At 43.6% G+C, this 25,968-nt stretch carries 19 protein-coding genes; 16 read left to right on the top strand and 3 right to left on the bottom strand.

The window, feature by feature from the left end; translation table 11 throughout:
• Window positions 1–77: 77 nt before the first annotated feature.
• From PQO03_RS16290 to PQO03_RS16220, 15 genes are all read left to right on the top strand, one after another.
• Window positions 78–962 (top strand): helix-turn-helix domain-containing protein, encoded by an 885-nt coding sequence (locus PQO03_RS16290; RefSeq protein ID WP_274154254.1) that lies wholly within the window; start codon window positions 78–80, stop codon window positions 960–962.
• A gap of 212 nt (window positions 963–1,174) precedes the next feature.
• Window positions 1,175–1,801, top strand: a complete 627-nt coding sequence (locus PQO03_RS16285) for a type II secretion system protein (protein WP_274154253.1) — start codon at window positions 1,175–1,177, stop codon at window positions 1,799–1,801.
• Window positions 1,802–2,141: 340 nt separating this feature from the next.
• The gene (locus PQO03_RS16280) at window positions 2,142–4,487 is read left to right on the top strand and encodes a glycosyl hydrolase family 95 catalytic domain-containing protein (protein WP_274154252.1); all 2,346 of its coding nucleotides are present in this window, start codon (window positions 2,142–2,144) and stop codon (window positions 4,485–4,487) included.
• A 156-nt stretch (window positions 4,488–4,643) separates the two neighbouring features.
• Complete coding sequence (locus tag PQO03_RS16275) at window positions 4,644–6,485, top strand: alpha/beta hydrolase family protein (RefSeq protein WP_274154251.1); 1,842 nt, start codon at window positions 4,644–4,646, stop codon at window positions 6,483–6,485.
• A 55-nt stretch (window positions 6,486–6,540) separates the two neighbouring features.
• Window positions 6,541–7,842 carry an SGNH/GDSL hydrolase family protein gene (locus tag PQO03_RS16270; RefSeq protein ID WP_274154250.1) on the top strand — a complete coding sequence of 434 codons (1,302 nt, stop codon included), beginning with the start codon at window positions 6,541–6,543 and terminating at the stop codon, window positions 7,840–7,842.
• 339 nt (window positions 7,843–8,181) lie between these two features.
• A complete protein-coding gene (locus PQO03_RS16265; RefSeq protein ID WP_274154249.1) occupies window positions 8,182–10,497 on the top strand; it encodes an NPCBM/NEW2 domain-containing protein in 2,316 nt (771 codons plus the stop codon).
• Between the two features lie 47 nt (window positions 10,498–10,544).
• A complete protein-coding gene (locus PQO03_RS16260) occupies window positions 10,545–12,233 on the top strand; it encodes an alpha/beta hydrolase fold domain-containing protein (RefSeq protein WP_274154248.1) in 1,689 nt (562 codons plus the stop codon).
• A 77-nt stretch (window positions 12,234–12,310) separates the two neighbouring features.
• The gene (locus PQO03_RS16255) at window positions 12,311–12,796 is read left to right on the top strand and encodes a metallophosphoesterase (protein WP_274154247.1); all 486 of its coding nucleotides are present in this window, start codon (window positions 12,311–12,313) and stop codon (window positions 12,794–12,796) included.
• A 62-nt stretch (window positions 12,797–12,858) separates the two neighbouring features.
• On the top strand, window positions 12,859–13,080 hold the full coding sequence (locus PQO03_RS16250) for a hypothetical protein (protein WP_274154246.1): 222 nt from the start codon (window positions 12,859–12,861) through the stop codon (window positions 13,078–13,080).
• A gap of 212 nt (window positions 13,081–13,292) precedes the next feature.
• Complete coding sequence (locus PQO03_RS16245) at window positions 13,293–14,135, top strand: prepilin-type N-terminal cleavage/methylation domain-containing protein (RefSeq protein WP_274154245.1); 843 nt, start codon at window positions 13,293–13,295, stop codon at window positions 14,133–14,135.
• 259 nt (window positions 14,136–14,394) lie between these two features.
• Window positions 14,395–16,353, top strand: coding sequence for an SGNH/GDSL hydrolase family protein (locus PQO03_RS16240; protein ID WP_274154244.1), 1,959 nt, complete (start codon window positions 14,395–14,397; stop codon window positions 16,351–16,353).
• A 10-nt stretch (window positions 16,354–16,363) separates the two neighbouring features.
• The gene (locus PQO03_RS16235; protein ID WP_274154243.1) at window positions 16,364–19,309 is read left to right on the top strand and encodes a glycosyl hydrolase family 95 catalytic domain-containing protein; all 2,946 of its coding nucleotides are present in this window, start codon (window positions 16,364–16,366) and stop codon (window positions 19,307–19,309) included.
• Window positions 19,310–19,610: 301 nt separating this feature from the next.
• Entirely contained in the window at window positions 19,611–20,936 is a 1,326-nt protein-coding gene (locus PQO03_RS16230; protein ID WP_274154242.1) for a sulfite oxidase, read from the top strand.
• A gap of 10 nt (window positions 20,937–20,946) precedes the next feature.
• Window positions 20,947–21,288, top strand: a complete 342-nt coding sequence (locus PQO03_RS16225; RefSeq protein ID WP_274154241.1) for a hypothetical protein — start codon at window positions 20,947–20,949, stop codon at window positions 21,286–21,288.
• A 183-nt stretch (window positions 21,289–21,471) separates the two neighbouring features.
• Window positions 21,472–21,726 carry a hypothetical protein gene (locus PQO03_RS16220; protein WP_274154240.1) on the top strand — a complete coding sequence of 85 codons (255 nt, stop codon included), beginning with the start codon at window positions 21,472–21,474 and terminating at the stop codon, window positions 21,724–21,726.
• A gap of 49 nt (window positions 21,727–21,775) precedes the next feature.
• Here PQO03_RS16220 and PQO03_RS16215 read toward each other — a convergent pair whose 3' ends face one another.
• Window positions 21,776–22,549 carry a type II secretion system protein gene (locus PQO03_RS16215; protein WP_274154239.1) on the bottom strand — a complete coding sequence of 258 codons (774 nt, stop codon included), beginning with the start codon at window positions 22,547–22,549 and terminating at the stop codon, window positions 21,776–21,778.
• 305 nt (window positions 22,550–22,854) lie between these two features.
• On the opposite strand from PQO03_RS16215, the gene PQO03_RS16210 reads away from it, so the two are divergent.
• Entirely contained in the window at window positions 22,855–22,962 is a 108-nt protein-coding gene (locus PQO03_RS16210; protein ID WP_274154238.1) for a prepilin-type N-terminal cleavage/methylation domain-containing protein, read from the top strand.
• Window positions 22,963–23,043: 81 nt separating this feature from the next.
• On the opposite strand, the gene PQO03_RS16205 is transcribed toward PQO03_RS16210, so the two are convergent.
• A complete protein-coding gene (locus PQO03_RS16205; protein WP_274154237.1) occupies window positions 23,044–24,531 on the bottom strand; it encodes a sulfatase family protein in 1,488 nt (495 codons plus the stop codon).
• Window positions 24,532–24,685: 154 nt separating this feature from the next.
• The gene (locus tag PQO03_RS16200; protein ID WP_274148572.1) at window positions 24,686–25,678 is read right to left on the bottom strand and encodes an IS30 family transposase; all 993 of its coding nucleotides are present in this window, start codon (window positions 25,676–25,678) and stop codon (window positions 24,686–24,688) included.
• Window positions 25,679–25,968 lie beyond the last annotated feature (290 nt).

Raw genomic sequence — 25,968 nt, 5'->3', positions numbered from 1 at the left:
AACTATCAAGCTGATAGTCATAGATAAAAAATATTAAAACATGTACTTTTTATATTAAATCAAGGATTTGTAACGATATGAAACAGGTAGACACCACCAGCCCCAAGGCACACAGCCGACTCAAATCACTCTTAGAAAATAAGTCATCACTAACGATTATGGCTATTAGTAATAATTTTCGCGTCCAACTTGCGAATATCTACCATTCGCAAATAGGCCCTGAGTGGGATTCCAATGGTAAAAGTCAAAGTGATTACCTTCATCACATAGAAATACCCATATCAGGTCACAGACAAGTCATCCATCAGAAAAATACCCTGGACATAAGACCGGAAAGCTCTTACTTCATGCCTGGCAATACCCCTGTGGTACGCCGCCATCTGCAATCAGGTCGAAGTCTTTGGCTTACTTTTCGCTGTGAATATCTACCCGGAGTGGATCCCCTTCTTGATTGGGCCGAGCGCAGGCCCATGAAAATAACAAGCTTTGACTTATCTTATTTAAAGCAGTGGCTAAATCCAGATTACCAATTAAACAGCAACAATCTATTGCTCCTGAGAACTCAAGTAGAAGCTTGTCTTACAGAATTGCTACCTTCTCTATCAGAACTCATTTCTCAACACCTAGCCACTCACAGTCAGTTCGAGTCTATCTTCCAGTATATCGAGGAAAACCTGAGTGCAGATCTTCGCATCTCTGACTTGGCCAATATTTATGGCTGTAGTGCACATGCTTTTTCACAAAGCTTTTCTTCAGTGATAAATTGTACTCCAAAAGAATACTTAAACAGACGTCTCAATCAGCTTGCAATTGAACTGCTTATTGGCAGTGAGCTAAATATTAAGGAGATCGCCTACCGCCTACGCTTTGGTGATGAATTTTATTTTAGCCGCTTCTTTAAGAAACTTAACGGTGTTTCACCTGCTATATACCGCAAAAAAATTCACAGCCCTATGATTTAAAGCTAGCGCTGAGTACCTGACTTAGTTTCAGTTTTCTTTTCTAGTGCCATTAGCGCCTTACTATGTCGGCTTATTTCATAAGTCTGATGAAAAGTGCATTTTTTAGCTTCTTTTATCCATTCCCATCTAATTGTTTATGATATAGAGTTAGTTATATATTACAAAAAAACAGAAATTATTTTTTGAGACAAACACTTCAAGGAGAAGTTATCATGCATAGAAAAAAATTTACTCTTATCGAGCTCTTAGTTGTCATCGCTATTATTGGAATTTTGGCTTCCCTTTTACTGCCTGTCTTAGGCAAAGCTCGAAAGTCGAGCAGGCATTCAGTCTGTATTAATAAGGTCAAGCAGTTGGGACTTGTAATGAGCATGTATGCTGATGATAATGATGGCAAGTATACCGCCGCCATGGTAGATAATGAATATTGGACGAACTATTTAATTATTGCGAATTATTGGGGAAGTGATTCAAGTATTACTCAAGAAAAACAATATGCTTATTATGGTTGCCCTGAAAGGAATAGTAAACCGGTAGTAAGTGGTGACCTTCCTTCATATTCCCTTAATCATGGCATTTCTGGCTGGGGAGCTCCTTGGACAACTGTACCTAGAAGTAGCTTTCGTGCTCCCTCTAAGCTTATTACATTGCCCGAAAATCAAATAGCTAATGACCCAAATGAGTGGGGGTGGTTATTGTCTTATTATCTTTGGGGTCGTGAATATACAGGTCATAATGGAAAGTCGGTAACAGTACATGCGGATGGCCACGTAGCTTCATACTCACTTCCTCAACTTTTATTTTTTAATAGTTCACCTGAGACTATTTGGATACCCTAGTCGGAACATACCTAGGGGATTCCCTTGCCCCCTTTTTCCTAAGGCATGTAGTTCAAGTTTCAGCTTGCTAAGGGATTCAAATTTATTGTTCATGTACTCGTTTTCCCTAGCTCTGACGAACTAGGCTAAGTTAATGCGTGTTTCCAGCACTAAAAAGTAAATCTAATTCCGTGCCCGATTAATAGCATTATTACTGCTGTAAATCTTTGTGAAATAAAGCCTAAGAATTTCTTCAAAAAACAATCCTGAAAAAAAATTAAGCCCACTGTAACAATTCATCTTCTTCTTAGTTTACTCGCTGTACAGAAATCAATTTTAAATCTTAAACACCTCCAAAAAAATGACGAAAAAACACTTCTTGCTCATAACTTTGTTGCTTGCATTAATCCCTTCAGTACTAGCCGAGAACATTAACTTTCAGGCCTTCCTCAATCAACATGACATGACTTGGGATCGCACTCCTCATCGCTGGGAAGTCGCTCCCTATAGTGGTAATGGCAATGTCGGTTTCCTCTTCTACCAAGGTAAAAAAGAGGCCAAGAATATCATCTCTATTCATGCCGGTCGTCACGATTACTATGATCACCGCCTTCCTGATAAGGGCAATCAGCAATTATGGATCTACCGCGGCCGCCTCCCCCTCGGTCGCTTCCAAATCGAATCCAAAGGCGATATCATTTCCACTGATCTGCGCATGGACTTATGGAATGCCGAAATGCGTGGCTCGGTCACAACTGCTCTTGGGGAATATAAAGTCCGGGCCTTCACTCATAGCCTCAAAGATGTAGTTTATTTTGATATCGACGCGGGGAAAAATGAATCCATCAGCATTAAATGGATTGCCGAGCGCCCCATTTCTTCCGTATGGCACACGATTACAAATGGCGGTGGCCCCAAGGGTGGTGTTTGGGATGATATGCGCAAGGCCCCCTACCCGATGGCACCCGATGCCGAATTTGGCGAAAATGATACGACTGAGTTCTGTCGTCAAATCCTTCATCAACACAGGGGAGAAACCACCACGGCCTGGAAAACTCAGGGCGAGAAAGACGGCAAACAGACTCTACGTTTTAGTACTCATCATAGCTTCCCGCAAAAAAATAGCTTAGCGATAAGTCAGAAAAACCTCGCGCAAAGTCCCGCTGACTACGATCTCGCCTTTAAAGATCATCAAGCCTGGTGGCATGACTACTACCAGCAGAGTTTCCTGACGATTGACGACAAAGAAAAAGAAGCTTTTTACTGGATCCAAATGTATAAGCTCGGCTCGGCAATGCGTGAAAATGGCCCTATCCTCGACCTCATGGGTCCTTGGTATCACTACACTTTTTGGCCCATGGTCTGGGGCGACCTCAACGTTCAACTGATTTATTGGACCCACCTCACTTCTAATCACTTGAGCTTGGGTGAATCACTTCCCAATAATCTCGATAAATACGCTGATAACTTGCGCAAAAACGTGCCCGAAAACTGGAAGGATAGCATCTCACTCGGCACCTGTTTCCCTCAAGACTGCCTAGCTTATAACCATAACAAGACTCCCGATATGCTCGCGTGGATTATGCATAATTATTGGCTCCATTGCAAATTCGCAGGCGATGACCAACGCCTCAAAAACAAATCCTTTCCCTTGTTAAAGCAGACAATGAATAGCTACCTAAACTTTTTCAAAGAAAACCCCTCGGTCAATGCTGATGGCACCATCAACATCCGCATCAGTTGGTCACCTGAATACCCCGCTCCTTGGAGTAAAAATGTTAATTTTAGCCTTGGCTTAGTGAAGTGGATGACACAAACTCTCCTCGAACTCAATGAGCAATTTCAGCTCAATGATCCCCTCGCTAGCGAGTGGCGCCATATCAATCAAAATCTGGTCCCCTTTCAGACTGACGAAAATGGTTTGCGCATCTCGCAAGATACTCCCTTCGAAAAACCCCACCGTCATTACTCACACTTGCTGCCCTTTTATCCCCTCGCCCTCATCACACCTGATAACGACAAGGACAAAGCTCTACTGCGTAAATCTGTCGATCATTGGCTTAAAGTAACCGAGAGTAAAACCAAGATTCAAGCCATGGCCGTAACGGGATACACCGCAACTGGTGCTGCTTCAATGTATGCTTGTCTGGGTGATGCTGCCAAGGCCTATGAATACCTCGACATGCTCATCAAGCATAAGAATGTCAGCCCCACAACCATGTATGCCGAGGGCAATCCCGTGATTGAATCTCCGCTCTCTTTCACCACGAGTCTTCACGATATGCTGCTGCAAAGCTGGGGTGATACAATTCGCGTCTTCCCTGCCAGCCCCGAGCGTTGGAAAAATGTGGCTTTTGATCAACTTCGGACTCAGGGTGCCTTTCTCGTCACCGCACAAAGAAAAAATAATCAAACTCAGTTTATCAAAATCAAAAGCCTCGCTGGTAAGCCTTGCCGCATCCAATGCGATATCGCAAATCCACAATTTTTCATCAATGGTAAAAAGCTGAGCTCTTCCCAAGTCGAGCGCTTAAAAAACAAGAGCTATAAAATTGATCTCCAGAAAAATCAGCAAGTCATTATTTTGCCTGCTGGCTCTAAACTCACCGATGCAAAGCTCGTCTTAGAAAAGAATAATAATCCAAGTCTCTTTGGCTTCAGCAAAGCAACTGAACGCCTCCCAGGTCATCAATTTTATTCTAAGTAAATGTAAACCATCGAAATACTGCTAAGCGATTTCTAGAGGACTTTGATCAAAGAAACAATTCTGAGAAAAAAATCTAGATACTTGTAGCAAATCATGTTCTTATCAGTTTATTCTCTGTAAGCAATCAATTTTAAATACTAAGCCCCCTCTACCAATATGACTAAAAAACACTACTTACTCACTGTTCTTGTTCTTGCATTCATGCCTTCTCTATTCGCCGAAGAGACCCTACCTGTACTCAAAGACGGCTTCGTTCCATCTTCCGTGGAAGAGGCTTGGGCGGGCTTTGATCCACGCAAAGAAGCCTTGGATGTGGAAGTACTCAAGGAATGGGAAGAAGAAGGTGTGGTTCTAAAAGTCCTGCGCTACCGCATTGGTACTTTCAAAGGTAAGAAGGCAATGATGGCGGCTGTCTATGGCTACCCCAAGGGCGCCAAAAATCTTCCTGCCATTGTACAGATTCATGGTGGTGGCCAATCGGCTCAAGATGCCTTTGTACTCGCCAATGCAAAAAATGGTTACGCCACCCTTTCTATTGCTTGGGCGGGTCGGATTAAATCATCTCAGTACACGGTCACCAACAAAGAAAAAGAGATGTTTTGGACTGGTGATAAAAACCATGCCGATTATCGTATAACCACTGATTGGGGCGCGGTGGATGCTTATCACCATCACTGCCGCTTCAAAGGTAATAATTTTGTGCAGAACCCCCCTTCTTCAAGCACCGTGGATGCCGTTAAATCCCCTAGAAATAGCGGATGGTTTTTAGTTACCCTGGGAGCTCGTCGTGCCATTACTTTCTTAGAGCGGCAAGCCGAAGCCAACTCGGATAAAATCGGCGTCTATGGCATGTCCATGGGTGGTAAACTCACCGTCCTTTTAGCCGGTGCCGATGATCGCCTCAAAGTAGCCGTGCCCGCTTGTGGAGGCATTAGTGATCTATCTACGGGAAGAGCACTCGCTGGAGTCGCCGATGACTCATACCTCAAACGCATCAGCTGTCCGATTATTTTCATGAGCCCCGCCAATGATTTTCATGGCAAAGTACAAGACTTACCCCAAGCCGTCAAAGATATTAAGTCGAAGCAATGGCGTATCGTTTCTTCTCCAAATAAAAATCATTCCGATAGCGCCGAATATAGTGCGGGCGGAATGCTGTGGTTGGATCAATTCCTGAAAGGCAATTTCAAGATGCCCAAAACACCGCGAAGCAAGCTAGACATAAACACGAATAATCACATTCCAAAATTTTCAGTTAAGCCCGATCAATCAAAAAAAATCCTCGCGGTGGATATTTATTATACCACCAATGGCCAAGGAAAAGCTGCAGATAAATTTTGGCGTCAGGCCAAAGCGACCGAGAAGGATGGAGCGTGGTCAGCTTCACTTCCTTTGGGTGGTGTAGATAAACCTTTGTGGGCTTATGGGGATGTCACCTATGCACTCGATAAAGAAATTAGCGGAGTCGGCTATAGTGGCAGACGGTTCACCTCGGATCGTTTTCACCTCGCTTCTGTAGTCCAGATGATCAATTCTGCGGACCTCAAAAAAGCGGGAGTCATTGCCAGCCTCAAACGACCCGCAGTACTGGAAAGCTTTGCAAATGGCTGGAAGAGCTGGACCCAAGATGGCAACTTTCATCGCTACCGCAAGCCAATCTTTACGCTTCGTGAATATCAGCCTCTCACTGCTGATGCCAAATTAGTCATCGACCTACGCTGCGAAAAAGCAAACAAACTCATTATCGGCATAGATCAGTACGTCACTGAAATCTTACTCAAGGGTGGCTCTCAATGGCAAACTATCGAACTCAAACCTTCCGATTTTCACAACGGTAATGGCGGCAAATTGACGAATTGGACTGGTATCAAAGAAATCATGATTGGCGAGTTCAAACGTTTTGGCAAAAAGAACACTCTATATGGCGCCCCATGGCAGGGTAAAAAGGCCGAGCTTCGCAATTTGCGTTGGAGCGATTCTCCTTCCAAAGTAAAGTAATAGACTAGCTACACTAAAACTGAACATATTTATTAGAATAAGCACTAGGGATCAAATGACTTTATTAAAATTTTCACTTAGACATACAGTCGCAATATTTTGTTTTTTTACGCTCATAACAAGCTACGCAGAGCCCATTCGCGTTGCCTGTGTTGGCGACAGCATAACCTTCGGTTATGGCATTAAAGACCGTAAGCAAATGAGCTACCCCGCTCAGCTCGGAAAATTACTTGGAAGTAAGTATGACGTACGCAACTTTGGTGTCAATGGCCACACCCTACTCAGCAAGGGCAATGCCCCCTATATCAAATCAAAGGCTTACAAAGAGGCTCTCGCTTTTGGTCCGCAAATCGTCATCATCAAATTGGGCACCAATGATTCCAAGCCGATGAATTGGCCCCACAAAAATGAATTCGTCACGGACTACCTCGCTCTCATCCAAAGTTTTCAAAAGCTAAAGAGTCAGCCTCAGGTCTTTATTTGTAAGCCCGTTCCCGTTTTCCCTGAGCGCTGGGGTATTACCGACACAGTTGTTCAAGAAATACTGCCACTTATTGAGCAAGTCTCTCAAAAGAGCGGCTGTACAATTATTGATCTCTACTCGGCCTTAAGCAATAAAGCTGAACTCTTCCCCGATAAAGTTCACCCCAACGAAGCCGGTGCCACCATCATGGCTGAAACAATTGCCAAAGCGATTAGCGAAAGCTCCACAAACCATTCAATTCTTCAAAAGAAGGCTCAACTGCTCTTCATTGGTGATTCGATTACCGATATGAACCGCTCACGACGCCCCGATGGTTGGGACAAAAACCACCTTCTTGGGCATAGTTACGTCTTTAACATTGCAGGAAAGCTCAACTATGAGCAACCAGAGCTTAATCTCAAAATCAGCAATCTTGGAATTAGTGGCAATACCGTTAGCGACTTGCGCAAACGCTGGCAAAAAGATGCCCTCGACCTCAAGCCCGATATCTTAACGATTTTAATCGGGGTAAATGATCTCAATAAAAACACCCCACCTGCTCAGTACGAAGTGGATTACCGCCACATCTTAAAGCAGAGCCGTCAGGCGAATCCAAAAATCAAAATCGTGCTCTTCGACCCCTTCGTGCTAGCTGCCGGAGGACTAAAAGATCCCAAAAAACATCAAGCCGCCAGACTTAAAATTGATCAATTCCGTCTCATCGTTGCGAAGCTCGCAAAAGAATTTGATGCCATTCATATCAAAACTCAGGATGCCTTCGATGCTAAAGTCAAACTCACACCTGCTGAGTACTGGCTCTGGGATGGCATCCACCCCCTGCCCCAGGGACATGAACTGATGGCTCGCCTCTGGCTTGAAGCCATCAACAAATAAACTTGCCATAAAAGTTTTTAACAGTTGAACTAGAATAAAGCTAGTGAGATGAAAACTACCTGTTAATAATAAAATTGCTTTTATAATGTCGTCGAAGACGGCAGATGTGATTAGCTCCGGGATTTATCCCGGAGGCATGAGACAAGTGGATTTTGTTGATACTCCTAGGCATTGCTCGGGCTGATTATACTTTTCTAGACAAAATATATTATTTTTGTAACAGCTAATATTTTTTGAAGTTCAACATAGAAAAGACACTGCTATTTTCATATTTAACACTAAAAATTATTGTGTCTAAACTTCACCAAACCCACAATTTAACGACTGGAAAATACAAATATGACGAGTATTAGAATCTCATTAATGACAATGAGCGTCCTTGTGATTGGGGGCTTGCAAGTAAATTCAGCCACAGCAAGCACGAAGTCAAACTTAACGAACGGGCAAAATACTCTCTCTCCACTCAAAAATAGTAAAAACCCAAATTCATTTGATGAATTATGGCAGGACTTTGATCCTCAAAAAGAGCCCTTGGATATTGAAGTCCTTAAGCAATGGGAACAAGACGGGATCGTCATGAAAATTGTCCGTTACCGCGTCGGAATATTTAATAAAAAAAAAGCTATGATGGCGGCGATCTACGGCTATCCAAAAGGAGCTGAAAATCTTCCGGGACTGATTCATATTCATGGTGGTGGTCAGTATGCCCACCATACTCAAGTACTTGCCAATGCAAAACGTGGTTACGCCACGATCTCACTCGCATGGGACGGGCGCCTCAGTGCGCCAGGGTATAAGGTCAACAATGACAATGTAAAGGCTTTCAAGACCGGCAATACAAATGATCCTAAGTACAAGATCACAACCGACTGGGTCGGGGTGGATACTCGCGAAGCGTCAGAGCATACAATCGACCCGGTAAAATCGCCGAGGAACACACTCTGGTTTTATGCGGGTATGGGCTGTCGCCGTGCGCTGACATTCCTTGAGAATCAAAAGGAAGTCGATGGCAACAGGCTTGGCGTCTACGGTCACTCCATGGGTGGAAAACTGACGGTCCTCACAGCAGGATCAGACACACGCGTCAAGGCGGCAGCACCATCCTGTGGTGGCGTATCGGATATTGAAAAAACCAAGAATATACCCGGATATACAAACACCATTGATGATAAGGTCTATCTCAAACGGATCACTTGTCCGATCGTTTTTCAAAGTCCGAGCAATGACTTCCATGCGTCAGTTGATGACTTGACCCTGGCGACCAATCTGGTGCAGAGCAAGGAGTGGCGCATTAGCAGTGCCGCGCATATTAACCACAATGATTTAGAAGAAAATACGATCCTGCAACCGCTATGGTTTGATCAGTTCCTGAAGGGAACATTTGAAACGGCGAAAACACCCCAGGCTGAATTGATTCTGAAAACCGAATCTGGAATCCCTCGCTTTGAGGTGAAGCCAGATCAGCCGGATCAGGTGACGGAGTTGAACGTCTACTATACGGAGGAAGGAATTCCCGCTGGCCGTGAAAAATATCATGACTTCCCCACTCGTAATTGGAAACTTGCGCCCGCTAAACGTATGGGCGATAGCTGGGTGGCAGAGCTTCCCACCTTCAGTGCGAACAAACACCTTTGGGTCTATGCCAATGCAACCTACCCTTTGACACAAACTGTTTCTGGAGCTGGGTATGGTTGTGATCTCTATTCGGCTAATGAATACGTCCTATCTAGCCAGATGTCCATGGTGACGCCACAGCAGAAAAAACAAGCGGGAGTGAAGGCGACACAACAGCATTCACTACTCATCGAGGATTTTATAGGAGACTGGGAAAAGAGATGGTTTTACACTCGAGGGGGACATCCTGCCTACTGGTCATTCAAAACCTTTAAAGCCTTGAGTCCGATGCATGAGCCGCCTTCTATGGCAAGACTGGTGCTTGAGGTCCGTTCGGCAAAGGACATCAAGCTGAGCATTTCGACTTTCTCCAGTTGGGATGGGGGAACAGAAAACCGCAGTGTAAAGAAAGCTATGAAAGGTGGTAATAAGTGGCAAACGATTTCACTCTTACCGTCTGATTTTCGGGACAAGCAGAACAATCCCCTAACGGACTGGTCACAACTGAAAAAACTGCAGCTCTCGGGCCCTAAACCTCGTCCTGAGCTTAGGAATCTTCGTTGGCAAGAAGTGCCGATAAAAGAATGGATGGCCAATCGAAAAGTAAAACTCGCTCAAGCAAAAACTACTGATGGAAAAGTTTATCTTGATAGCCAATTTGCCGACTTATTTACCTCTGGCTATAAAGTTATGATGAATAAGTCATGTACCGGAAATCCGCTAACAATTGGTGATAAGACATATAAACAGGGAATCGGCACCCATGCTCCCAGTAAGGGGGTATTTTTCCTTGGTGGTTTGTACAAGAGTTTTCATGCAGAAATTGGCATTCAGAAACATCAGCCTGGCTCAGTTCGCTTTCGCATACGGGTGGATAAAAAAGATGTTTATGATAGCGGAATCATGAAACAATATTCTGCCCCTAAGACTATAGATCTGGATCTAAGCGGAGCATTTGAGCTGGAGCTAATCGTCGATAATGCAGGAGATAACAGCAACGGCGACCATGGCAATTGGTGCAATGCCTACCTAAGGAAATAAGCTAAAGAAATGAATAAGCAATTAGTAAAATTAGGAAGCAATTAATTATGAAAAATACAAGAGGATATTTTATTAGGAATATAGTCCTGTTAATGGCGACGATTGCCCTGCAAGCAATCGGCGCAGATACAGATACACCGAAGAAGTGGTTACCGGAGCAAATCGGGTGGCAAAGCTTTCCGCTTAAACCAGACAGGACAGTTGAATACAAAACCGTCACCGGAAAAGACGGTATAACCATTGACCTGAAGCTTCAGGTTTTTCTACCGCACGGTTGGCAGGCCTCCGATCGACGCCCTGCGGCGGTTTTTTTTCACGGTGGCGGCTGGCACGGCGGTGGGCCGGATCATTATTATCCACAGAGCCGTTACCTCGCTCTACGCGGCATGGTCGCCATCTCTGTTGAGTACCGGACCATCAACCGCTTCGGCACCACGCCAAAGGAATGCGTCAAGGACGGTAAGTCAGCCATGCGCTGGGTAAAGACGCATGCCGCCGAGCTAGGGATTGATCCTGAACAGATTGTGGCTGGTGGCGGATCGGCCGGTGGACATATTGCCGCGGCAAGCGCTTTGGTGAGTGCCTTTGATGAAGCAGGAGAAGATACTACGGTCAGTTGCATCCCCAAGGCGCTGCTACTGTTTAACCCTGTCTTTGATAACGGCCCCAGTGGCTTTGCACACGAGCTGGTGAAGCCGTACTGGGAAGATATTTCCCCCATTGATCACATTGATGATCAAACGCCGCCCTCCATGGTTCTGCTGGGAAGCAAAGATGACTACGTACCGCTTGAAACCGCGGAACGCTTTGAGCGCTTGATGAAGAAAAATGGTCGTCGCTGCGAGCTGCATATCTATGAGGGTAAAAAGCATGGTTGGTACAATCTTTGGGTCAGCCGTGACGCCATGGCAGAGGCCTTGATCCGTATGGATCGCTTTTTAACTTCGCTCGGTTATCTCAATGGAGAACCGCTACTGAAGCTTAGTGCTAAAGCAACAAGCGAGACGACGAGCGCAAAGCCCCTTCGTATCATGTGTCTTGGTGATTCTATTACGGTGGGCTATACCGATAATCCCATCTGGAAGGTTCCCTTCAAATTCGGTTACCGCAGCAGGCTTTACACCTTGCTAAAAAAGGCCGGATATAACTTCACCTTTGTTGGCGATTCCCCACAGCCGTGGAGCAAAGGAAGCGGCGATCCCACGCACGGTGGAACCTACAAGCCAGAGTTCGATCTGCGCGACCTCGGGCAGGATCATCATCAGGGAGGACGAGGTGCGCCGATCTCAGCCTTGAAGGGCTGGGTATCCAAGGATTCCCCCGATCTTATTTTGCTCATGATCGGCATCAACGGCATGGGCAAGCAAAGCCCCAACCGCATTCGCTCATTGGTGCAAACCATTGTGACGGATAAACCCGATGCGCACCTGATCGTGGCACAGATTACGCCGTATGTAAACACGCAGACGGAAAAGAATAAATTGCTCTACGATTACAATATCTACATCCGTGACACGCTCGTTCCGCAATATGCGGCCAAGGGACACAAGGTCAGTACAGTAGATATGTATTCGCTATTCCTCACCGACATTAACGACTACGAGTCCGTAGTCGCTCCAGGAAAACACTCGAATAACTACAATCACCCCCATAATGCAGAGTATGAGCTCATGGCCGATCGCTGGTTCGCCACCATCGAGGCGCTTGAGCTTAAGAAGAGCAGCATAAAACAGTGAAGTGAACTTCAAAGAATCTTTGTGTAAACACATTCAGGAAATAAAAATATGAATCTACATTTTTTACAGATGGCTCTTTGACTGCAAAAGCAAGAGGCAATCGTATAAGAATAATGATTCTTCTTGCCGTGACTACGGTCCTGATGGGCTGTACGAATATAAAAACTCCAAAGATTACGGCTGATGAGGACGTAAAAGTAGAACCATTTACGATTGTAGTTTTGCCTGATACCCAGTACTACTGCGATACACGCCACAAACTCTCTGCCAAGTGGGGCAATGGCGATTTGCGCCGCTACTTTTTTGCGCAAACGGAATGGGTTCGTGACAATCAAGAGCGATTCAACATCGCTTTCCTTCTCCACGAGGGAGATATAGTTCAGGCAGATGCCCCCGAGGAATGGGCCATTGCGCGTGAGGCTATGTCGATTTTGGACGGCAAAGTCCCCTACTGCATGTGCCTAGGGAATCATGATATGGCTTATCAAAAGACGGATAAAAATAAATATGGCTTCAACATCGCCGTTGATCGCAGTACTCACTTCAACCAAATATTTTCCTAGTGCTTTGTGGGCATACCGTAGGTGAGGCAGTCCTGACCTCGAAGGGCAAACACGGTAATTTGGTGCATCAGGTCCTGAGTGATTATCAAGAAATGAATAATGGCGGAGAATCCTGGCTGCGTTACATGGTCTTTAAAACAAAGGAAAATAAAATCAGTACCTACACCTACAATCCGGTACTCGACAAGTTTCGCAATGAGCCCTCTAGCCGCTTCGACTTGGACTACCCCATGACTAACACACGAAAAAGCTCTTCACTAGAGCAAGGCCGATCTGTTAAATAAAGACTTCTCTATATACTATTAAGTTATATAAAAATCGTCCACTTCGTGGTAGTGAAGATTAAACCGCTATTCAATCTAGCTAACTTTGAGTTTAAAATTGTATAAAGTAAAAAACTGCTACTTTTTTTTATTATTTTTGTAACAGACTCTTTTTTATGAAGTTTCACATCTTGAAGAATACTCAATCGGTTTTTTAAAATAGGGATTTATTTATGCACTTCAAATATCAGGCTTCATTGGCCCATCACCGAAAACTATATACTTTCACGCTTATCGAGCTTCTCGTAGTCGTGGCCATTATTGGCATCCTTGCGTCTTTACTTATGCCTTCACTCAGTAAGTCACGAGAAAAGGCGAGAATTGCTGTCTGCACAAATAATCAAAAGCAAATTAGTACATCGACCTTTATGTTTATGGATGATAATGAAGGTTACTTCCCTGCCAATGATAAAGATTCTGGAATTGGTTGGGATGACCGCTTAAGTTCTTATGATAGTCGCAATTTAACTGATGCCCAGATCTCTGGATTTCCAGGTGAATCTGGTCTCCTACACATGAATGTCGCAGAAGGTTCAGATCACGCTCCAATGTACCGCTGCCCATTAGACGACAGAGTTTTGCCCAATGATTTTTTCATCTTAAAGACTTACGATATCTCTCTTCTCCAAGAAGGGAACAGTGAACTTAGAGGAATCTCTGGATTTTCTGTTGTTTTCCCCGCAGGCGGTGGTTTTGCATTACCTAATCAATCTAGAAAAATTAATGATATTAGCAGTACTTCAGAAACCATTGCTTACACAGAAAACCATGCCCCTGTTGTAGGTGATGCCGGTAACGAACTAAGGTCACGCATTGGAAATTCATGGACTTTTGGAGGATTATCGCCAACTATTACAGCGAATAATTTAGCCAAACATTCCGATATGAAATTTAACTTTGCCATGGCTGATGGTCATATTCAAAAAATGAATCATGTTCAATCCATGATTCGCAGTGATGGCACCGTGGCATCAAATGCCGATACTGCAGATACCAAATGGGATGCTGAAAAATAAATAATGTTTCACCTATTATGATTTGGGAGGAGCCTTCCTAATAAACTTTCGTCATTAAGATGTTTTTTTTGATCTCTCAGAGACTGAGCTTCTGATTGAGAGCGAATTCTGCACAAAAATGAAACTTTTTCTGGTTTTTAAAAAAAATACCGCCCATAAAACGCAAAGATTTTAGCTCTTCAGTGTTAATTATTCCAATTGTAGCACGTACCATAGAAAACTACATTTATCATAAAATTCTTAAACAAGGCTTCTCATTATGAATAATTGGAGATCTCCTCTAGCTATTTTTCTTACCCTCCTTTTCTTTAGTTTGTTAAGTTCTGCTGACGAAACGAAATTATTCCCTGGAAAAGTTTCCGAGTGGCATGGCTACAGCATGTATAGCACCAAAGATACAAAAGTTGTGGTCCCAAAAACAATTGCCGATGGCAAGCCCTGGGTCTGGCGCGCTCGCTTCTGGGGGCATAAACCGCAATTTGATTTAGCGATGCTCGCAAAAGGCTATCACGTGGTCTACTGCGATGTCGGCAATCTTTTCGGCAGCCCCAAAGCAGTGAAAAAATGGGATGACTTCTATACTTATTTGCGTTTTGAACACCTCTTTGCGGATCGCGCAATTTTGGAAGGCATGTCACGTGGCGGACTTATTATTTACAATTGGGCAGCAAAAAACCCTGAGAAAGTCGCGGCTATTTATGGCGATGCTCCAGTCATGAACTTCAAGAGTTGGCCGGGTGGCAAAGGTCAAGGCTCCGGAAGTAAGCGCGACTGGCAAAACTGCCTCAAGGCCTATGGCTTTACAGAAGAACAAGCACTCGCCTACAAGTTTAATCCCATCGATAATTTAAAAGCTCTCGCCAAAGCAAAGATTCCTATTCTTCACGTTGTGGGTGATGCTGACAAAGTTGTACCCGTCGCCGAAAATACCGCCATTGCCGAACTGCGCTATAAGAAAATGGGCGGCACCTTTGAAGTCATTCATAAGCCTGGCATTGGCCATGTTCACTCACTCAAAGACCCTACGCCGATCATAGATTTCATGATGAAACACACGAAAAATAAAGTAGCTATTAGCGCGGATAAAATTGTCAGTGACAAAAATTTTATCACCCGCAGTGATTTCCAAAATTCTCGTTTCCAATTTGAACAAAATAAAAAGGGTCACGTCGCCTTTCTCGGTGGTTCAATTACCGAGATGAATGGTTATCGCCCCATGGTATCTGAGATGCTCACAAAACGTTTTCCTGATACAAAATTCAACTTTACCGCTGCGGGCATTAGCTCAACTTGTTCCGATACCGGTGCTTTTCGTTTAGAGCACGACATCCTTAGCCAAGGCCCACTCGATATGCTCTTTGTAGAATTTGCGGTCAACGATGATCAAGACGGCATCTACAACTACAATGACGCTATACGCGGAATGGAAGGCATTATTGCCCAAGCGCGTCGCCATAACCCCAATGTCGATATTATCATGACTTTTTTCGTCAATACTAATATTTTAGCGCTCGCGCAAAAGGGAGAAATGAATCCATCCACTACCGCTCACAGCAAAGTAGCCGAGCAACACAGCATCTCAGTTAATAATCTCGCTCAAGAACTCGCCGATTTAGTGAACTCAGGACAAATGACTTGGAAGAAATTCGGTGGTGTGCACCCCAATAAGTACGGCAACACCATGGCGGCCACCATGATTAAAAATGCTTTATTCAAGCAATGGTCTCAACCTCTTGCGAAAGACGCAAAAATCACTCCGCATCCAAAAAAAGATCTTGTGGACTCAAAGTCGTATGCCAATGGACGCTTCCTCCCTTTTGATGATATCCAAACAGATGCAAACTGGCAAAAGGGACCGCCTAATTGGGCTCAAGAAAACAAAGGCAGTGTAAGAGGACGTTTCCAAAAATCAGCTATGATCTACACTAAAACTGCCGGTGCCAAGCTCAATATTACTTTCACTGGTACAGCCATTGGCGCCTACATGCTAAGCGGACCTGATGCGGGTATCATTAAATGCACCATCGATGGTAAAGAAAGCAAAATTATCGATACTCTACACAAGCATAGTGGCTTCAATTACCCAATGACCCTGATGTTTTTTAATGAGCTCGAAGGTGGTGAACACATTCTCGAATTAGAAACTCTAGAAAACAAACCCGGACGCATTAAGCCCGGTGGCTCCGCCTTCCGTGCCCTACACTTCACGGCTAATTAAAGGATAGAAAATGAAAAAAACACTTACGCCAGTACTAAGCCTCCTGATTTGCTTCAGCTTCTTCATGAGCCTCTCTGCACAAGAGAAAATCAAAGTCGCCTGCGTCGGCGATAGCATCACTTTTGGGGCAGGCATCGCTCAACGTGAGCTCAATAGCTACCCCGCCCAACTCGCAAAAAGCCTCGGTGATAAATGGGAAGTCAAAAACTTTGGTCTCAATGGCCGTACTTTACTCACTAGAGGCGATGCTCCCTATGTAAACTCAGCTCCCTATAAAGCTGCTCTAGCCTTTCAGCCTAACGTGGTCATTATCAAACTCGGTACCAACGATTCTAAACCACAAAATTGGCGTCAAAAAAACAGCTTTATCAATGACTATACTCAAATGGTGAATAGCTTTCGTCAACTCGATAGCAAGCCCACCATCTACTTATGTAAAGCCGTACCCGTTTTTCCCGAGCAATGGGGGATTAAAGATTCTGTAGTTCAGTACGAGGTCAACCCACGTGTTGCGCATGTCGCAAAAAAAATGGGCCTCCCCCTCATTGATCTCTATACGCCACTCAAAAAACATCCCGAATTATTCCCCGATAAAGTTCACCCCAATGCCGCAGGCGCAAAAGTAATGGTGGAACATATGGCTCCTCTACTCAAGAAATACGGAAAGAAAGCCCCCCCTATTTCTCAAGAAAAATTTTCAGCCGCCGATGACCTCGTGATTTGGGATGATGAAGCCGCTTACGACTTCGAAGTCGCCTATCCCGTGGGCAACGGCCGCCTCGGGGCGATGCCTTTTGCCACTTTTCCCAATGAGCGCATCCTCATCAACGAAGAGAGTATCTGGGCCCATACTCAAGACCTCTACATGGATGAGAATCTTTTTCCCCACCTCGAAAAAGTCAAAGAACTCGAAGCCTCCGGTGATTATAAAGCCGCAGATGATTACTTTCAAAAATTCATATCGGCCTCAGGAAGCAAAGGCAAAAACCCCCATAGCTACCAACTCCTGGGATGGCTCAAACTCAATTACCAAAACACCGGGAAAATCAAATCTACCAAGCGCTCATTAGATTTAAAAACTGGTATCGCAACAAATATCTACACCCTGCAAGATGGTTCGATTATCACTCAAGAAGTCTTTGCTAGTGCTCCCGAAAATGTGATTGTCATCAATATAAAAGCCGATAAAGTACTCGAGCTCGAAGTCGCCATGGACAAAGCCAAAGTCATCGGCTCAGACTTAGTCATCGCATCTCAAGCGAGTGGTGCCAAGGGAACAAAATTTATCGGCCGAGTGCGTTCTCCGCAAGTGGGCCAGGCTTCGACTGATGGTACAAAACTGAGCTTCTCGAAAAGCACTAATATTACCCTCTACCTCTCGGCTTCCACTGACTTTAATATGACTCAATCCGCCGTCAAGCTCGCAGATGGCTGGCAAAAGAGTGCTTTAGAAGACCTCAATAAACTCAGCGCTAAATCATTTGCTACGATTAAATCCAGCGCTATTGCGGATCACCAAAAATACTTAAATCGTGTCGATGCCGATTTTGGTTCTACAAGTGAGTCTATTTTACGCCTGCCGACTTCACAAAGACTCGCGCGCTTAAAGAAAGGGGCGCATGATGATCCTGATCTCATGGAAACTTACTTCCAGTTTGGGCGTTACCTACTGATTGCGTCTTCTCGCCCTGGCACCCTACCCGCCAATTTACAAGGTCTTTGGAACCCCTATATGAGCGCACCTTGGGGTTCTGATTATCACCTCAATATCAATATCCAAATGAATTATTGGGCAGCCGAAACTACAAATTTAAGTGAACTCCATACCCCCTTCTTCAAACTTATCCGCCTTTATCAACCAAGTGGTAAAGATATGGCTCGCCGCCTCGGCATGAAGGGCTGGTGTATGGGTCACGCTTCCGACCTTTGGGGAAGCGCTCGACTCATGGGAGTACGCCCGCTTTGGGCCGGTTCTTTCTTTGGCGGGCAGTGGATGACCTTTCATATTTTAGAACACTACCGTTTCACCAAGGATAAACAAATTCTTGAGGATAACTGGGATATCCTCAGTGCTTCAGTGGAATTCGTCGATTCTTGGCTCATCCCGGGGCCCAATGGCACGCTCATGGCTCGCCCCGCAAGTTCACCAGAAAATCTCTATAGCTATAAAGACGCCACGGGTAAACAACAGAAAGCAGGACTTAACGCTGGCAATAGCTATGATCAATTCATGATCCTTCAGGTGCTCAATGATTATGTCGAAGCCGCTAAAGTTATCGGCAAAGAAAAACAAACTCTCGTCAAAAAAGCGCAATCACTCATCCCCAAAATTTATCAGCCTCAAGTAGCAAAAGATGGACGCCTTATGGAATGGCGCCTGCCCTTTGAGGAAGCGCAACCTGGACATCGCCATATTTCCCACGTCATTGGTGCCTATCCCGGCAATCAAATCAATCTTGATACAGACCCAAAAATGCGCTCTGCAGTGCTAAAAGCTCTTGAGGGCCGCCTCGCTCGTGGTGGCGCTGGAACGGGTTGGAGCCGTGCCTGGACTATTGGCATGTTTGCGCGCTTTTCTGATGCTCCTCGTGCTTACGAAAACCTGCACGGCATTTTAACAAAATCTACCCTACCAAATCTCTGGGATAATCATCCCCCTTTTCAAATTGATGGTAACTTTGGCTCCACCGCTGCCGTCGCAGAGATGTTGCTGCATAGTCACAATAATGAGATTAAACTCCTGCCCGCTTTGCCGAGTCAATGGCCCAATGGTTTCATCAAGGGCCTTAAAGCTCGCGGTGATTATAGCGTCGATATCAAATGGCAAAAGGGTCAATTAATCACAGCCCAAATCACTGCGGGAAAAATGACTTCCGGTCCAGTCAAAATCAGCTACAAAAAACAAAGTAAAACCATAAATCTCCAAAAAGGTCAAACAATTCAAGTCAGCTTTTAATCGTTTCTCCACAGTTGCTTTTCTAGGGATTTTGATTTACTACAAAGGGCCTCAATATCCCTAGGATCAGCAAAAATCAGCTTTTATTTTAATGATTTCGGGGAACGCTGTGTACTAGCTCGGCTTTTTCTCGAAAACAAGTATTCCTGTCTCTATTTAATCGTGGAAACATAAATACTCCTCAAGACTGATAAATTCATTAACTTTTTAAAATGACTCGATAACTAAGCATTTACTATTCTCTGACTAAGCAGTAAAATAGAAAATCTATCTAATCCTTTTAATGTAATGAAGTCTCCTAATGAAAAATCTATCTGATCAAGGCCTGACAAAAAAAGGCTTAAATGACTTATACCAAGAAGATCCCATCAAAGCCGACGAAATCGTTTTTGGCCGCACTTCAGACCCCATTAGCCGACGGGGATTTCTCAGTGGTTGCTCACGCATGGCCGCACTACTTGGGGCCGAAATTGTTTTCGGACGTTTTATGCCTGCAGGCCTAATCCCTGCAGCTTATGCCGAAACGACTGAAGCTTTCACCCTGCCCGGCAAACACCCTGGTTTAACAATTCTCAATGATCGCCCCATCAATGCCGAAGTCCCCGCTCACTTGCTCAATGATTTTATCACTCCCGCTAATAAGCTCTTTGTACGCAATAATGGTATTCCCCCAGAGAAAGTCGATGCCTCGACTTGGACGCTCACAATTGATGGCGAATCTATCAAGCAAAGTAAAACTTTTACTATTGCTCAACTCAAAGAAAAATTTAAGCAGCATACTTATCAACTCACCATTGAATGTGGCGGCAATGGCCGTGCGGAATTTAATCCTCCTGCCAAAGGCAACCAATGGACAACTGGTGCAGTGGGTTCTCCTCAATGGACGGGCGTTCGTTTGCGAGATGTCCTAGAAGATTGTGGTTTCAAAGATAACGCCGTTTATATCGCTTATCATGGGGCCGACTCGCACTTGAGTCGCGATCCCAGCAAAACCGCTATTTCGCGCGGTGTGCCCATGAGCAAGGCTCTGGAAGATGAAGTTCTTATTGCCTGGGCAATGAATGGTCAAGATATCCCTGCTTTGAATGGTTTTCCCCTGCGTCTTGTCTGTGGTGGTTGGCCCGCCTCGACTTCTGGAAAATGGTTAAAGGGTATTTCTGTTCGTGACCGTGTTCACGATGGCACTAAAATGCTTGGCCAAGCCTACCGCGTCCCAAAAAATCCAGTTGCACCTGGCAGCAAAGTTCCCGATGAAGAAATGCGCATTATTGAACGCATGCCAGTAAAATCTCTCATCACTTTCCCAAAATCAGGTGTTCAGCATAAGCTCAATGAGCGTTTTATTGCCAAAGGCCATGCTTGGGCAGGCGATCGCAGTATAGAAAAAATGCAGGTCTCAATTGATTTTGGCCAAACTTGGCAAGAAATCAAAATCTCTAAAGCCGCCAACCCCAATGCATGGCAGCATTGGCAAACTGAAATTAAGTTCCCCAAAAAAGGTTATTACGAAGTTTGGGCTCGCGCTACCGATAGTGATGGCCTTTCCCAGCCGATGCTAGTGCCAGGATGGAATCCTAAGGGTTATTTAAATAACGCTTGTCATCGCATTGCTGTACAGCTTAGTTAGGGAGCCTTAGATGAAAAAATTTACTTTCCTTATCTTACTGTTGCTAAGCTCACTTCAAGCGACCGAAAAAATCCCTGAAAAAGATAAAAAAACGGGCTTGATCATGGGTCAAAACTGGCAATTTATCCAAGCTCATTGCACTGCCTGTCATTCTGCTGCCATCGTCACACAAAATCGCATGAGTCGTGAATCATGGCAAGCAAGTCTTCGTTGGATGCAAAAAGAACAAGGCTTATGGCCCTTAGGCCAAAACGAGAAAATCATCTTGGATTACCTCGCAAAATATTATGGACCTCAGCCTAGCGGTCGCCGCAGAAATCTGCCTCCGCATTTGATGCCCACTAAAAAATAAGGGCAAAGCCTCCTTATTTATCGGGGCTTTTTTGTACTTGGAATGATGTTTTTATCCGCCCCCGGTGGCAACCGCAACCAGCTGTTAATCGTTTAGTTCGCCTCACTCCGGCGGGGAGGTATTGCCATACGGGCGGGTGCTGCCACACGGGCTGTAAAAAGATTAAAAAAAACGGGCTTGATCATGGGTCAAAACTGGCAATTTATCCAAGCTCATTGCACTGCCTGTCATTCTGCCGCCATCGTCACACAAAATCGCATGAGTCGTGAATCATGGCAAGCAAGTCTTCGTTGGATGCAAAAAGAACAAGGCTTATGGCCCTTAGGCCAAAACGAGAAAATCATCTTGGATTACCTCGCTAAATATTATGGACCTCAGACTAGCGGTCGTCGCAGAAATCTGCCTACTCATTTGATGCCCACTAAAAAATCAAAATAATTATTGAGCGCTATTATTCATTTTCGATGATTAAAATCTATAATGATAATTAGTCATTTGGATCATAAGTCCAAAAGCCTCCAGTACTATGACTCGATGGATCAACTCCCTCGCCAATCACATCCGGAGAATAAGGGTGATATGTACCTACATGACCATCGACAAACAAAAAGTTAACCTTGTCTTTTACATGCAAGTCTAGAGTATAATTGATACTGTCGTTTTGATGAAAGCCATTTCCTCGTGGGTCACCTTGATGATCTGGTTTGATAACAGTATTCCAAAAACCCTGGTAACGCCAACCTTCACTTTCCCCATCATACTCGCTCAAGTGGATAAGTTCAGAGGGCTTTGGGTAAAAACTTAAACTACGCGATTCCGTCTCCGGGTTAGCAGACGGATGATACCAATTCGAAACTCGACTTGAATTAGAACGCGAATTAGCCGCTGGCATTATATAATTAGAAAGGGCAAAACCATTATCACCTATTAGGTCATGTCGTGCGCCTGGACATACGAATACATCTAAGGCTTTGTCACTTGGCCAAGTATTCGCGGCTTTTTCTGCATCACTTAAAGTATTATTTGATAAGTAGTCATAAATAAAATCCTGCCATGACCATTTCCATGTCGCATAGGGTATATGGTCATTATTATCATCGGCATAGGAATAAAACGCCAAGGTCATTTGTTTTAAATTATTTTTACAGCTGGCACTTTGAGCACTTTTCCGACTATTCTTTAAACTCGGCAAGAGTAAACTAGCCAAAATACCTATAATCGCCACAACAACGAGAACTTCAATCAAAGTAAACTTTTTCATAAAAACCTATCAATTAGTTATTTAAATATATAACAAGATCTAAACATAGTTGCTACACACCTTTGAAATATAAACGCTTTATTATGTACTTTAAGTTTTTTCTGCGCTCAAAAAAACCATTTAAATACCGAAACATTTAATATATCCTAAGCCGAAAAATCACATAAATCATGGTACATACTTCTCCCTTAAATGAAAAAAACACTATTTTTGAAATCTACTTAGTTTTCACTTCGTCGTAACTTATTGAATATGGATACGAGGCGCAAATGCGGCTCGTGAAAATTTAAACATGGAGCAAATAAATGAAAAAATTCACTCTTATAGAGTTGATGGTCGTCATTGCCATAATCGGTATTTTAACGAGCTTATTATTACTTACACTAAGCGGCAGCATGCTTGTACATTTTTAAGCAAAAGTACCGGATAAGTCGAGCGCTTATCAAAACCCTTGCTACGGTATGTTCTTTAGTCGTATGACTTGATGAAGAGCCTCATTTTTTGCGTCCGTGATTTGAGCGCTGCCTACCCTCGAAATATTTATCTCTAATCCACTTGGGTTGCCAGGCATCTAAAACGCGCTTTGAATTGGAGTAAGTGGCTTGCTTTGGTTCAGGGTTCGCGACTTGCAAAGGATCACTATCACCCACTTCGGTCCGCCAAGTTTCCATCAGTTTGCGGAGTTGCTCTACTTTTTCAGGGTTTGACTGAGATAAATCTCGCATTTCATCGGGGTCATTTTCTATATCGAATAAAAATGTATGATTAATCTTTGGATAAATATGGAGCTTCCATTTGCCATCACTTACGGCACGCTGATTATCTTGAAAAGGTAAGAAAATTGAATCTCGTATCTGAGGCTTATCACCATTTATGAGGGGCACTAAACTTTGGGATGTCACACCTTGTGGTAATTCGATTCCAGCAAAAGCACAAATCGTTGCATAGAGGTCATGAATGTATGTATAAGAAAAGTTGGCTTCACCCTGGGGAATTCCCTTGCCTGAAATAATCATCGGTGAGCTCATGCTCTGTTCATAGATGTTCTGTTTGCCCAAGAGTCCATGACTGCCCATGGCTAGGCCATGATCAGCAGTATAGATAATAATCGTATTATCTGCATGAACACTTTCTTTGACAGCCTTCACAATGCGTCCCACTTGTTCATCGAGATGAGTAATCAAACCATAATACTCACAGAGTTGATCACTAATCATTGCTTTTGTCCTTGGCCACGGTGCCAAGCCTTCATCTCGGCCTTGATTGCTCATGGGAGCATTTTCAAAAGGGTGCTCGGCTTTAAAGTTTTTGGGCAGTGGTACTCGGTTTTTGTAATAGATTTCGCGGTATTTCTCTGGTGGATTGCGTGGATCATGAGGTGCGGTAAAAGCAACATATAAAAAGAAGGGCTTATCTGTTTTAGCTTGCTCAATATAGTTAATTGCGGCGTTCGCAAATTCAGTACTCGAAAACTCTTTCGCTTTTCTTTTCTCACTCAACTTGCCCTTGGCATAATCCAGCACCAAAAAATCGGTATGATCACACATGCCTCCCATATAAACTGACGCCCCATCACTAAAAGCTGACCTCAAAGTTGCTAAGCCATTATGCCATTTACCCACGATAAAGGTATTATAGCCCGCTTTATCTTTTAAATAAGAAGGGAGCAATGGCAAATCAGACCAATCTCCCCCTGGACTCTTTGTCTTAATTTGCTTCCAGTGACGCCCAGTCATCAGCATGGCTCGACTTGCCACACAGACGGCGCCACTAAAGGAACCCGCGCAAAAATTTCTCCTGAAAGAAACTCCTTCTGCGGCTAATTTATCCAAATTCGGTGTACGAATATAGGAATTGCCATGAGCCCCAATAGTATCTGCACGCTGATCATCCGCAAAAAGTACTATGATATTCGGCTGAGTATTTTGAGCAAATAAGCTCCCAAAAAAAACGAAATAAGCTGCATAATGAAAAATGGACATTAGATCTCCTCTAAAGATTTTTATTGATACATAATTATACAAGTACATCCTGCTGTTTGTTACAAGAACATGAGTACTTGTGCTTATTAGGGGCAATACTTTTTCATTTATTAAAAATAAATGAAAAATCTTATTTAATTATAAAAACCTGAATTCAAGTAGTAAGTGCAACACCTACTGATTTTCTTAAGTTAATTCCAGTTAAATTTTCAAAAACTTCATATGGCGTCTTAAATTTCAGACATTTTCGAGGTCTACTATTAAGTTTATCAACCGCAATAATGACTTCATTTTCACTGATACCATCAAGCGCCATAGACTTAGGAAAGTATTGCCGTAACAATCCATTAGCATTCTCGTTTTGGCCTCGTTCCCATGAGTGATATGGTTTAGCAAAATAACTATTACATTCCAATTCCTTGGAGATAGTCTCATGCTGAGTAAATTCTTTTCCATTATCAAATGTAAGAGTATGAACCAAATCTTTGATCGGTGTTAGCAAAGAGATTATTGCATCTTTCACAAGCGTGGCTTTCTTATGAGACACAGGCAATGCTAGACGCAGTTTTGATTTTCGATCATCCATAGTTACAATGGCTCCTTTATGAGCTTTTCCTATAATAGTATCCATCTCCCAGTCGCCTACACGCTCTCGCTTATTAGCTGCCTCAGGTCGTTCGTCTATATCCACACGATTGGGAATCCCATTACGACTATGCTGGTTGCCATAACGTTTGCGATAAGTTTTATTCTGATGACGTAGAAGCTTATATAGCTCACCTCCTGATTCTTTATCTCTAAGAATATATTGATAAACTGTTTCATGATGAAGTAAGATGGATTGGTCATCTTTTAGTCGACCTACAATTTGTTCGGGGCTCCAATCCTTGAGTAAATGCTCATCTATATAGTCCTTAACTTCTTCAGTTAGTTTAATAGCCTTTGGTTTCACTTTGTGTCTTTCTTGAGCAAAGTCATTGGCTTGCTTGTTTCGATAACCACGGAGACCTTTATTACGTTTAAGTTCTCGTGAAAGTGTGCTTGTACTACGATTTAAGTTTTTTGCTATTTTAGTGATCGATGTGCCTGCCTTTAATTCAATTTCAAGGTAGTGTCTTTCTTCAAGACTCAGATGTTCATATGTCATTTCTGACTCCTCTGTTTTAGGTTTGGTCGCTTATAGCAGAGTACATCTGAGTCTTGTTATTCTCAATAGATGTTTATGCTATAAGCAATTAACAGAAGTGTTGCACTTATTATACGAATGCAGGAAAATATAAAATTTAATCATTTTTTGTAACGAAAGATTAAAGTGGCTGTTTATTAAAACATAAGCATTAATTTTCAGTCAAAACTCGACTTCATCCTCAATGAAAGCGTATGACAAAAACAACACTTTTCGCCGATATTATTATAAAAGATGAGATAATAACACAA

The sequence above is a fragment of the Lentisphaera profundi genome (assembly GCF_028728065.1).
In the GTDB taxonomy this organism is placed as follows: domain Bacteria; phylum Verrucomicrobiota; class Lentisphaeria; order Lentisphaerales; family Lentisphaeraceae; genus Lentisphaera; species Lentisphaera profundi.
The sequence above is the reverse complement of the archived record's forward strand: the minus strand, read 5'-3'. Positions and strand labels throughout refer to the sequence as shown.

Coding starts and splice junctions, on each gene's coding strand:
- PQO03_RS16210 (WP_274154238.1), top strand. CDS start 22,855: ATGAAAAAATTCACTCTTATAGAGTTGATGGTCGTCATTGCCATAATC.
- PQO03_RS16225 (WP_274154241.1), top strand. CDS start 20,947: ATGAAAAAATTTACTTTCCTTATCTTACTGTTGCTAAGCTCACTTCAA.
- PQO03_RS16245 (WP_274154245.1), top strand. CDS start 13,293: ATGCACTTCAAATATCAGGCTTCATTGGCCCATCACCGAAAACTATAT.
- PQO03_RS16275 (WP_274154251.1), top strand. CDS start 4,644: ATGACTAAAAAACACTACTTACTCACTGTTCTTGTTCTTGCATTCATG.
- PQO03_RS16200 (WP_274148572.1), bottom strand. CDS start 25,678: ATGACATATGAACATCTGAGTCTTGAAGAAAGACACTACCTTGAAATT.
- PQO03_RS16205 (WP_274154237.1), bottom strand. CDS start 24,531: ATGTCCATTTTTCATTATGCAGCTTATTTCGTTTTTTTTGGGAGCTTA.
- PQO03_RS16260 (WP_274154248.1), top strand. CDS start 10,545: ATGAAAAATACAAGAGGATATTTTATTAGGAATATAGTCCTGTTAATG.
- PQO03_RS16235 (WP_274154243.1), top strand. CDS start 16,364: ATGAAAAAAACACTTACGCCAGTACTAAGCCTCCTGATTTGCTTCAGC.
- PQO03_RS16265 (WP_274154249.1), top strand. CDS start 8,182: ATGACGAGTATTAGAATCTCATTAATGACAATGAGCGTCCTTGTGATT.
- PQO03_RS16290 (WP_274154254.1), top strand. CDS start 78: ATGAAACAGGTAGACACCACCAGCCCCAAGGCACACAGCCGACTCAAA.
- PQO03_RS16240 (WP_274154244.1), top strand. CDS start 14,395: ATGAATAATTGGAGATCTCCTCTAGCTATTTTTCTTACCCTCCTTTTC.
- PQO03_RS16285 (WP_274154253.1), top strand. CDS start 1,175: ATGCATAGAAAAAAATTTACTCTTATCGAGCTCTTAGTTGTCATCGCT.
- PQO03_RS16215 (WP_274154239.1), bottom strand. CDS start 22,549: ATGAAAAAGTTTACTTTGATTGAAGTTCTCGTTGTTGTGGCGATTATA.
- PQO03_RS16270 (WP_274154250.1), top strand. CDS start 6,541: ATGACTTTATTAAAATTTTCACTTAGACATACAGTCGCAATATTTTGT.
- PQO03_RS16280 (WP_274154252.1), top strand. CDS start 2,142: ATGACGAAAAAACACTTCTTGCTCATAACTTTGTTGCTTGCATTAATC.
- PQO03_RS16230 (WP_274154242.1), top strand. CDS start 19,611: ATGAAAAATCTATCTGATCAAGGCCTGACAAAAAAAGGCTTAAATGAC.
- PQO03_RS16220 (WP_274154240.1), top strand. CDS start 21,472: ATGGGTCAAAACTGGCAATTTATCCAAGCTCATTGCACTGCCTGTCAT.